This is a genomic window from Okeania sp. SIO3B5, from assembly GCF_010692555.1.
In the GTDB taxonomy this organism is placed as follows: domain Bacteria; phylum Cyanobacteriota; class Cyanobacteriia; order Cyanobacteriales; family Microcoleaceae; genus Okeania.
In genome coordinates this window covers 1-9,317 of sequence record NZ_JAAHHG010000278.1, presented here as the reverse complement: position 1 = coordinate 9,317, position 9,317 = coordinate 1, and the positions used below count along the sequence as shown (strand labels likewise).

8 protein-coding genes and 3 pseudogenes are annotated in these 9,317 nt (G+C 36.2%); 8 read left to right on the top strand and 3 right to left on the bottom strand.

Features of this window, described 5'->3' with window-relative positions; genetic code table 11:
* Positions 1 to 1,709: CHAT domain-containing protein (locus F6K54_RS28090; protein WP_293085037.1), on the top strand; the 1,709-nt coding region annotated here is incomplete at its 5' end.
* Positions 1,710 to 1,739: 30 nt separating this feature from the next.
* On the opposite strand, the pseudogene F6K54_RS28085 reads toward F6K54_RS28090, so the two are convergent.
* Positions 1,740 to 2,387: pseudogene (locus tag F6K54_RS28085) on the bottom strand (DUF4158 domain-containing protein).
* A 104-nt stretch (positions 2,388 to 2,491) separates the two neighbouring features.
* Between F6K54_RS28085 and F6K54_RS28080 the strand changes: the two are divergent.
* On the top strand, positions 2,492 to 2,776 hold the full coding sequence (locus tag F6K54_RS28080) for a zinc ribbon domain-containing protein (protein ID WP_293085034.1): 285 nt from the start codon (positions 2,492 to 2,494) through the stop codon (positions 2,774 to 2,776).
* Between the two features lie 67 nt (positions 2,777 to 2,843).
* On the opposite strand, the gene F6K54_RS28075 is transcribed toward F6K54_RS28080, so the two are convergent.
* Positions 2,844 to 3,203 carry a hypothetical protein gene (locus F6K54_RS28075; RefSeq protein ID WP_293085031.1) on the bottom strand — a complete coding sequence of 120 codons (360 nt, stop codon included), beginning with the start codon at positions 3,201 to 3,203 and terminating at the stop codon, positions 2,844 to 2,846.
* Positions 3,204 to 3,294: 91 nt separating this feature from the next.
* Here F6K54_RS28075 and F6K54_RS28070 point away from each other — a divergent pair, with 91 nt between their 5' ends.
* The 6 genes and pseudogenes from F6K54_RS28070 to F6K54_RS28045 all read left to right on the top strand — a co-directional run.
* On the top strand, positions 3,295 to 4,293 hold the full coding sequence (locus F6K54_RS28070) for an ImmA/IrrE family metallo-endopeptidase (protein WP_293085028.1): 999 nt from the start codon (positions 3,295 to 3,297) through the stop codon (positions 4,291 to 4,293).
* Positions 4,294 to 4,315: 22 nt separating this feature from the next.
* Positions 4,316 to 4,642, top strand: coding sequence for a hypothetical protein (locus F6K54_RS28065; protein ID WP_293085025.1), 327 nt, complete (start codon positions 4,316 to 4,318; stop codon positions 4,640 to 4,642).
* Between the two features lie 144 nt (positions 4,643 to 4,786).
* Positions 4,787 to 4,996, top strand: coding sequence for a hypothetical protein (locus F6K54_RS28060; protein ID WP_293085022.1), 210 nt, complete (start codon positions 4,787 to 4,789; stop codon positions 4,994 to 4,996).
* 159 nt (positions 4,997 to 5,155) lie between these two features.
* Positions 5,156 to 5,446, top strand: coding sequence for a fertility inhibition FinO-like protein (locus F6K54_RS28055; RefSeq protein ID WP_293085019.1), 291 nt, complete (start codon positions 5,156 to 5,158; stop codon positions 5,444 to 5,446).
* Between the two features lie 278 nt (positions 5,447 to 5,724).
* Positions 5,725 to 6,857, top strand: a protein-coding gene (locus tag F6K54_RS28050; protein WP_293085016.1) for an IS630 family transposase whose coding sequence is annotated in 2 segments (ribosomal slippage) — positions 5,725 to 6,151 and positions 6,151 to 6,857 — 1,134 coding nt in all. Because the reading frame shifts where the segments join, the coding sequence is not laid out codon by codon here.
* A gap of 6 nt (positions 6,858 to 6,863) precedes the next feature.
* Positions 6,864 to 7,397 (top strand): annotated as a pseudogene (locus F6K54_RS28045) (transposase); the annotation flags it as partial.
* A gap of 155 nt (positions 7,398 to 7,552) precedes the next feature.
* On the opposite strand, the pseudogene F6K54_RS28040 reads toward F6K54_RS28045, so the two are convergent.
* A pseudogene (locus F6K54_RS28040) lies at positions 7,553 to 8,578 on the bottom strand (IS701 family transposase).
* Between the last annotated feature and the right edge of the window lie 739 nt (positions 8,579 to 9,317).

Genomic DNA, 9,317 nt, shown 5'->3' with positions numbered 1-9,317 from the left:
TTCCTAGTAATAACAACCAATCTCCTAACATTCCTACACCTAATACTCCTAATGTAATTTCACCTAATATTCCTAGTAATAACAACCAATCTCCTAACATTCCTACACCTAATACTCCTAATGTAATTTCACCTAATCTTCCTAGTAATAACAACCAATCTCCTAACATTCCTACACCTAATACTCCTAATGTAATTTCACCTAATATTCCTAGTAATAACAACCAATCTCCTAACATTCCTACACCTAATACTCCTAATGTAATTTCACCTAATCTTCCTGGTAATAACAACCAATCTCCTAACATTCCTGCTCCTATCAATCCTGATGTAATTTCAATTACTACCCCTAGTAATAACAACCAAACTGCAAACACCCCTACTGCCAAAGACCAAACACAAGGGTCTATAAATATTACAACTGATACTCAGACAATATTAACAACAATTGAGAATATTAATACCAATACCCTAACAGTAACCACAAATGCAAACCCAGTAGCAAGAAATATTTTAGAAGAAAACCGGAATAACGAATATTCAGATTACCTTGAAGAAGATTTGAGCGAACAATTACTCAAGGAAAAAAACGTCCGAGAAATATTAAAGGATATGGCAAATCAAACCGGAACAGAATCTGCAGTTATTTATGTTTACGTTTACCAAGAACAATTGAAATTAATATTATACACCAAAAAGCGTGAGCCGATTATTAAAATTCTTGCCGATGTCAAGGAAAAACAACTTATGGAAGTTGTGTTAGAATTCCGCGTACAAATTACAAATCCTACTCGTCGTTATACTGATAGTTATCTGCCACCAGCACAACAATTATATGATTGGCTCATTGCACCTATATCAGCAGAATTAGAAGCAGCAAATATTGATACTTTACTATTTAGTATGGATGAAGGTTTACGAACTTTACCTGTGGCAGCATTACATGATGGAACACAATTTCTGATAGAAAAATACAGCCTCAGTTTAATTCCTAGTGTGAGTTTAATGGATACTAACTATCGCCCACTTCAAGATACTCAAGTATTAGCAATGGGAGCTTCTGAATTTGTTGAACAAAACTCCTTACCAGCAGTACCCGTAGAATTAGAAAATATTACTCAACAGTTATGGCAGGGCGATATATTCCTCAATGAAGATTTTACTCGTGATAATTTAGTTATTCAAAGAGAAAGTAATCCTTACCCGATTATTCATTTAGCTACTCATGCTAATTTTCGCCCAGGAAAAGCCAGTAATTCTTACATTCAATTGTGGGGAACTGAACAAATAAAGTTAAATGAAATGAGAGAACTTGGTTGGAATGAACCTGCTGTTGAATTGTTAGTATTATCAGCTTGTCGTACTGCTTTTGGGGATAGAAATGCGGAATTAGGTTTTGCGGGGTTAGCGATAGCAGCAGGAGTGAAGTCAGCGTTAGCTAGTGTATGGTATGTGAATGATGAAGGTACATTGGGGTTAATGACGGAGTTTTATAGTCATTTGAATAATGTCAAGACTAAGGCAGAGGCATTGAGAAGGGCACAGTTGGCGATGTTGCGAGGGGAGGTGGTTATTGTAGATGGGAAGTTAAGGGGAAGTGGAACGAAAGGGGTGGTGACATTGCCTCCAGCATTAGAAAATCTGGAGAATCATAATTTATCTCATCCTTATTATTGGGCAGGGTTTACTATGGTTGGTAGTCCTTGGTAATTCCAACAAAAAGAAGCCCAAGGATGTTTACTATAAAAATGAAAAAGCCTTTGCTACTACCTTCATACTTGTACAGTGACGCAATACCCCCTCAATCATCGCTGCCACTTCGCTAGAAGAACAACTTTTAAGTGCGATCGCAACATTCATGCAACAAAGCCCTTGGAGATTATAAACCAAAACTAGAGAAATCAACCATTCAGTCAACTCTTGAGCATCTTTGACTGAACACGCTCGAAAACCTAAATATTTCCGAATAATAGCTCGATGAGATTTAATTGTTCGTCCTTGCCAATTATAGTCAGAAGAACACTTAATATCATGTCCGGATAATTAGTTATAAAAAAACTTTCTCCTTCAACTCCAGTTCTTCTTCTTTCTTCCCTCTTTACTCCTGACTCCTGACTCCTGACTCCTGACTCCTCCGTAGTTATTTATTTATCACTGTTCAACCGGACATGATATAACTGGTACTTTCAGTAATTGGGCCACATAGCTAATTACCATTTGAGGAATGTCTGATAAACGTTCAGGAAAACGAGTTTCTAGCTGAAAAAACTTGAGATTGAGAGCTAATCCCAGCCGACTACTGTCTGTTTTGCGTTCTAGTAATGCCAACTCCGTAGGTAGGAGTGTCCAATGTTCCACTAGCTCTTCTAATGTCCAATCTCGTTTCATCTTTGTCTCACTCCATTGGTGCAGAGTATTATTAGTTCTATGTACCAACAGTGGCATTACTTGTCACAAATCTCTATTAGACTACTAGATTAAATCAGAAGACTTTGAGGGGTTTGGCTTATGCTTTGTCTATTCCTTCTGAGTATCTGGAGTCTGTTTCTAAGGGGGTTCCTGTTTCTGCTTCTGATACTTTGAAATTTTGTCCGATTTGTTGGACTCCAGGAACGCCTCCTGATGAGATGTGGCTTTCTCCAAAGGCTAAGTTTTGTATGTTTTGTGGAACTGCTTTGTGCGATCGCTGCTCAAATTGCAATCAACCTATTATGTCTCTCACATTTCGCTTCTGTCCTTATTGCGGTCAGCCTTATAATACTACTTCTAATCAATAATAAAAACTTATCACTTCAGTAAAAATCTTAGAAATTTTAAGCTCTGAAACCTATGTTTAGAGAGGGTTTAATTTCGCTTATTGCCCCTGGTGACAGCTTCGCTACTTTTCCCCCTAGTCGCAGTTGGGGAGCGTGAGCTTAGTTCATCTTGGCTAGTTTTGGTTAGATGGAGTTCTTGAGGTGTTGGTTGCGGTGTTCGGTTTAAACAACTTGCCCTAAAACTAGAGAAGCTGTAAAATGTTATAATAAAAAAGTTGGTAGTCCTGCATGGTAATGGTAGAAGATATATATTTTTTAATTTCTCCCACACTCCCAATCCCCCAATCTCCCAATCTCCCAATCTCCCAATCTCCCAATCTCTCAATCTCCCCATCTCCCCATCTCCCCATCCCCCCATCTCCCCATCCCCCCACACTCTCTCTACCATTACTATGCACCACCACCAAAAAGTTATCCCTAAATGATGATAAAAATAAGGATAAAACTTTGACTTTTTAGCAGATTAAGGAGGATAAAACATGACAAAAACACTAACAATGTCTAGCCTAATTGCTAAACTTTCACTCCTTGGTTTTAACAATAGCTACATCAGAACAAATGGTTTACCCAGTTGGTGGGATGACGAACTCAATAATAAACCCTTTGCTGTTTTAGAAGGTGCAGGTTACATCGCAGATCGCCTCAACCTTGACTTAAAATCTTTGTTAGATGAAACAGAAACAGTTAAATTTAATCATCCACCCCAGACTAAATTTAAACAACGTAGCAGCAAACATAATAAATACCCTGATGTTGCTCAGGCTTTAGCCAGTCGAGTAGCTGAATTAATTGCATTTGCTACAGAAGTTAATTTTACTCCTTTACCTACAAATGTTAAAGAAATTAGAGCTGACATATTAAAATTAGCTCCCACAGTTAATTTAACTTCTTTACTGAAGTATTGTTGGAGTCAAGGAATTATTATTGCTTATTTTAATAACTTTCCTGAGTCTAAAACAATCAAAAAAATAGCAGGATTAATTCAATGGCAATCAAATAGTCCGGTAATTATATTAAGTTCAACATATACACAGTCTGCTCTTATAGCTTTTGATTTAGCCCATGAACTAGGACATTTAGTATTAGGACATTTACAAGATGGTCTATTAGTAGATGAAGAAATTAACTCTAATTATAATGATGATGAAGAAAATCAAGCTAATAAATTTGCCACTGAGTTATTATTAGATAATTGTGATAATTCTTTAGGAGACAAGAAAATTTATCGTCACGAACAGTTAATCAAACTAGCTCAAGAAAAAGCAAAAGAAAATCCTACTGTTGAACCAGAATTTATAGTCCTAAATCATGCTTGGCATCACCGCAATAATTGGGGATTTGCTAATAAAGCTTTAGATAAATTAGACCCTGAGCCGAAAGGGCAACAGATTATTAATGAATATTTAGCTGATAGAATAAATTGGGATAAACTTAATGATGAAAACTATGAGTATTTAGAAAGGGTGTTAGGAGTTTAAATTTTGCCTGGTTCATTTTACTGTGCGCGACAATGATATAATTCTCAAACTAGCTACTTGTGATTTATTTGAAGACACCCTCAACACTCTTGATGTAGAGCCAAAACAAGTCAAAATACTAGACAGCTTTAGATATAAAATCAGTAAGCCAATCAAACGAAAAAGAGGTAAGAAAAGTCGCGACCAAGTTGATAAATATAATCTAGAAAAAGCATTAAAACTTACTGAAAATTTAGCTAAACTTTCTGAGGAAACTTTTAACAATAGCAGTATCATAAATTTATATAATCAACTGCTTAACTACAATCAAGAAAGTGATGCTAAAAATAATACAATTGACCAAGGATAAGCAATTTTAATTAGCTATGTTAGCTATCTCAATCAACAGGGAGGCAGTCATTACTTATTAACAGGTGATAAACGTTGCCTAAAAGCTTTAAATAATTCAGGATTTACTGATGTAATAGAATCCCTAGAAGGGAAAGTTTGGTGTTTGGAGCAGTTAATCTTAAAAAATATAGAAGAAATTGGTTTTGAAAATGTGAAAAATAAGATTGTTCCATTTAATAATTGTGACCAGGCTTTAAAAGTAGCATTTTCTAATAAATTAGTAACCGAAGAAAATAGTAAAGATGCCTTGCAAAATTATCTGAAAGAGTTGAGGCAAGAAACTGGTAAATTGTTGAATGTTTATGGTGAGTAATTTAAACCGTGTCAAGTAATTTAATGGGCGTTTACGCGATTCGCAACTTGACAAAAAGCAGCATATCTGGTTAAGCTGTAGAACAGCTTAACCCAAACAAAAACAAAAATTTAAAATAACATATAACATACTATAGCAATAAGTTTAAAGGAAAAGATTATGAGTGTAGTAGCAAAAATGGAAGTGGTTCTCAAGATTTCCGAACTACCAGAGGCAGAAACCGTTGAGAATGGATGGCAAAAGTTTGAGTTAGATGCTGAAGGTATTATTGTTAGTATAACTTTCAAGCCCAAAATGTTTAAAAAGCTCCAACAAGCAGCAGAGAATTATCCCCAATGGGTAGGAGCTATTGCTGGAAAAATGGGAGAAAGCACAGAGAATGGATTTAAACTGGAGAATCCAAATATTCAAGTATTTGAGAAAAAACCTAAAGCTGAAAAATCTGCATAGCGCGATTGATTGAGGAGGTAACACGCAGGTGATTAGGGTTTATTTAGATACCAGTGTTTATAATCGCCTCTATGACGATAAAAATCAGGTAAGCATCTTTTTAGAAATGCAAGCTACAATTAGTATTTTGAATCTAATTGAAACGAAAAAAATCCAATCAGTTAATTCATTTGTCCTAAAATATGAAAACCAAAAGTATCCTATACTAGTGGTCTGTCAAGTTTGAATTGATGGGTAATTAAGGTATAATTTCAGGGACATTCGTTGACCCCAGATTAATGCCCAAAAAATATATTGTTGACCTTTCTCCTGGAGAAAGAAACTATCTGCTAAAATTGACCACCACAGGTAAGCATCCTGCTTATAAAGTAAACCACGCTCGTATTTTGCTGAAAGCTGATATAAATCAACCAGATGGAGGATGGTCAGATCGGGCGATCGCTTCGGCTTTAGATATAAGTATCTCAAGTATAGAAAGACTCAGAAGGCGTTTTTTTGAACAAGGACTAGAGGTGGCATTAAGTCATCAACATGGTGGAGGTCAACACAGACGCTTAGATGGAAGCTCAGAGGCACATTTATTGGCGCTCGCTTGCAGTGAAGTTCCTCAAGGACGAGGAAAATGGGCTTTAAGATTACTGGCGGACAAAATGGTGGAATTGGGATATGTCGAAACAATTAGTCATGAAACTGTCAGAAAAACTCTAAAAAAAACGAATTAAAGCCTCATCAAGTAGAATCTTGGGTGATTCCCCCAAAGCAGAATGCGGAATTTGTCTACCACATGGAATCTGTATTAGAAGTCTATCAACGTTCTTATGACCAAGATTGTCCAGTAATTTGCCTTGATGAACAGTTAAAACAACTGTTTCAAGAAATAATTGAACTAATTCAACAAAAACCAGGACAAAAACAACGTTATGATTATCAATACAAACGTAATGGCACTGCTAATATCTTCACGGTTTGTAATCCCATAGAAGGATGGCGCATGGCTAAAGTGACATCAAGAAGAACAGCGATTGACTATGCCCATTTCCTGAAAGAAATAGTGGATGACTACTTCCCAGATGCTACTAGAATTACCCTGGTTCAGGATCAGCTCAATACTCACTCTCCTGCTTCTTTATATAAAGCTTTTCCACCACAAGAAGCTAGGCGTATTCTCCAGCGCCTAGATTTGTGTTACACGCCAAAGCACGGAAGTTGGTTGAATATGGCAGAAATTGAGCTGAGTGTCCTTTCTCGCCAATGCTTAAACCGAAGAATACCTGATTTTTCTACCTTAAGCCAAGAAGTTGAGGTTTGGGTGAAACAACGCAATGCGGAACAAACATGGATTGATTGGCGGTTCACAACAGAAGATGCCCGCATCAAACTACAGCGACTTTACCCATCAATTCAAACTTGACAGACCACTAATGTAGATCCAGCCGAAGGAGCCTTAGAGGAATTACAAAGAATTATCAGGTCCCTTAGAGAAAAATGGACAGAAACTCATATCCTAGTTAGAGGGGATAGTGCCTATGCTCGTGAAGAAATCTTCCATTTTTGTGAACAACAGCCCAAAGTTGATTATGTTATAGCTATGGGAACAAATAGCCAATTAAAGTTACGAGCATCCGATGTAATTGAAAAAGCTAAACATGAGTGTTCAGAAAATCTCGCTCCAATAACTGAATTAATGGATAGTTTTTTTCAGAAAGATGAAGATTTAGAAGAATTCAAAAAATTAGTCCCAATTTCAACATGGTATCGTTCTATTTGTTACAAAACGGAAAGTTCCTGGAGTTGTCACAGAAGAGTTGTTACAAAAATTTGTTATAGAAGTGATGGCTTAAAAATGCGCCACGTTGTGACATCTTTGCCTGCGTCAAAAATTCCACCCTCCAAACTTTATACAGATAAATACTGTCCAAGAGGTGAGATGGAAAATCGGATTAAAGACAGGACTTACGCAAAGACACTATATATAGCGTATGATCAATAGAGCGATTGCGCTCCGCAAAGCTCCGCTAACGCTTAAAAATAGAGAGCGATTGCGCTCCGCAAAGCTCCGCTAACGCCTCAAGACAATTATCATTGTTAAAACTATAGTAAAAATACTTAGAAAATCAGGATAGCCCTGAATTTTATTGTGGGCTTCTCCAGCTCTTGGGTCAGATAATCTGAGAGTAATTCATGTTTAACTTGGTAAATAGTTTTTCCTATTTTTACTGCTAACATGCATGAGAAAATTCCAGACTAACATAGCACAAGCTATATGGTTTTTTTGAATTTGACCAAGACGGCATTGACAAAATTCGCTTGCGTGTTAATTGCTTAATTATGGTGTGAAATTCTTCAATCTTCCATCTGGTTTGAGACTTCATATCTACAGCATAATAGCGAAGATTGACCTAAGTCATTTGTTACAATATATTCTGTCCTGTTGGTAGAAACAGTTGCCCCTATGGAGCTTAACTTTTTGATCTTTTGGAAAACCTTTAATTTTAATTATTTTACCTGATATTTTTTCCGATTCACTCCAACTTAATTCTCGAATATTTTTGTATTTTTCCACACCTCCAGTATCATCTACGGGCGCGATTTTTTTTTAAAGGACAGTAATAAATTTTTCGCATATTATCTACCAATGCCATTAATCTTTTTGTTGGATACCAACTCTCCATTAATACAGTTTTAAATGGTAATTTCTTCTTATTTGCTACATTTAATATCATTTCCTCCACATGATCTATTTTAGTTTTTTTATCACTATCTGGGTCATAAATCCGATAATCTATTATCCAAAACTGCTCTATTTTTGGATTGAAATATATACAATTTACTATTCCTATACCACGGACTACTTTATGCTCATTACCACGCTCATTGTTGTCGCACTAATTCAATTTTACTACCATATTCCTTGTCGAGAACTGTATCATCAAAGATTAAATAACCTTCTTTATGAGTTACTATTTCTTTTTGAACATTTCGACCTAATTCCTGAGAATCAAAATTTTCTCTTCTTAAGTAACGATTTATTGTGTCATGACTAATATTTTCTAGGTGATTCGCTAAATTTGTTATGGTATAATTTGTATGATAATTAAGCAAATATTGGTATGGGATCAATATAGTTAAAATTCCTGACAGTTAGCTCAAATTAACAGTAATATTATTCTACAATAATCAGGGTATTTGAGCAAAATTTATTTACAATCAGCCATATATCATAGAGCTAAAATCAATTAGACTAGCCTATCTTTAGTATTAGTTATGATAATGTTTTTGTTCAGGCGATCGCTCTCTATTTTTAAGCGTTAGCGGAGCTTTGCGTCAGCAATCGCTCTATTTATCATACGCTATATATAGTGTCCTTGCGTAAGTCCTGTTAATTATATTTACTATAGATTATACGCACGGAGTTAGACTCAAACTAAGCGTATAAATCTACTTAGAAGAGCAGCGATAACTTTCGTCCTTTCTCCACGGATTGTCCTCTTACAAAACTTTACAACCCTGCACTTTATAACGCGAACCTTCTATGGACACCTATAACAAAGCTTTCAGGAGATGTGGCATGATTTTACACGAATTTTGCCCCGCTCTGTAGTATTATACTACTTGAAGTATTGTTGGAAAAGCGAGGAATTATGAACCCTGATACAGAAAAACTGATGCAGCAATTAGAACAGCCATACGAAGGGGCTGAAATGAAGCCTTTGTATACGGCTGTGGTCACTGTAACACCGGGGCGTGCGATTCGTTGAGCTAAAAAGTTTAAGTCCAACGGCTTTAAACGTATAGCCCGTAAGGAATGGAAGGGTGCATACCTAACCTCTTTACAACTATATATCTGTGGCCTACAAGGTGGCCAACTTCT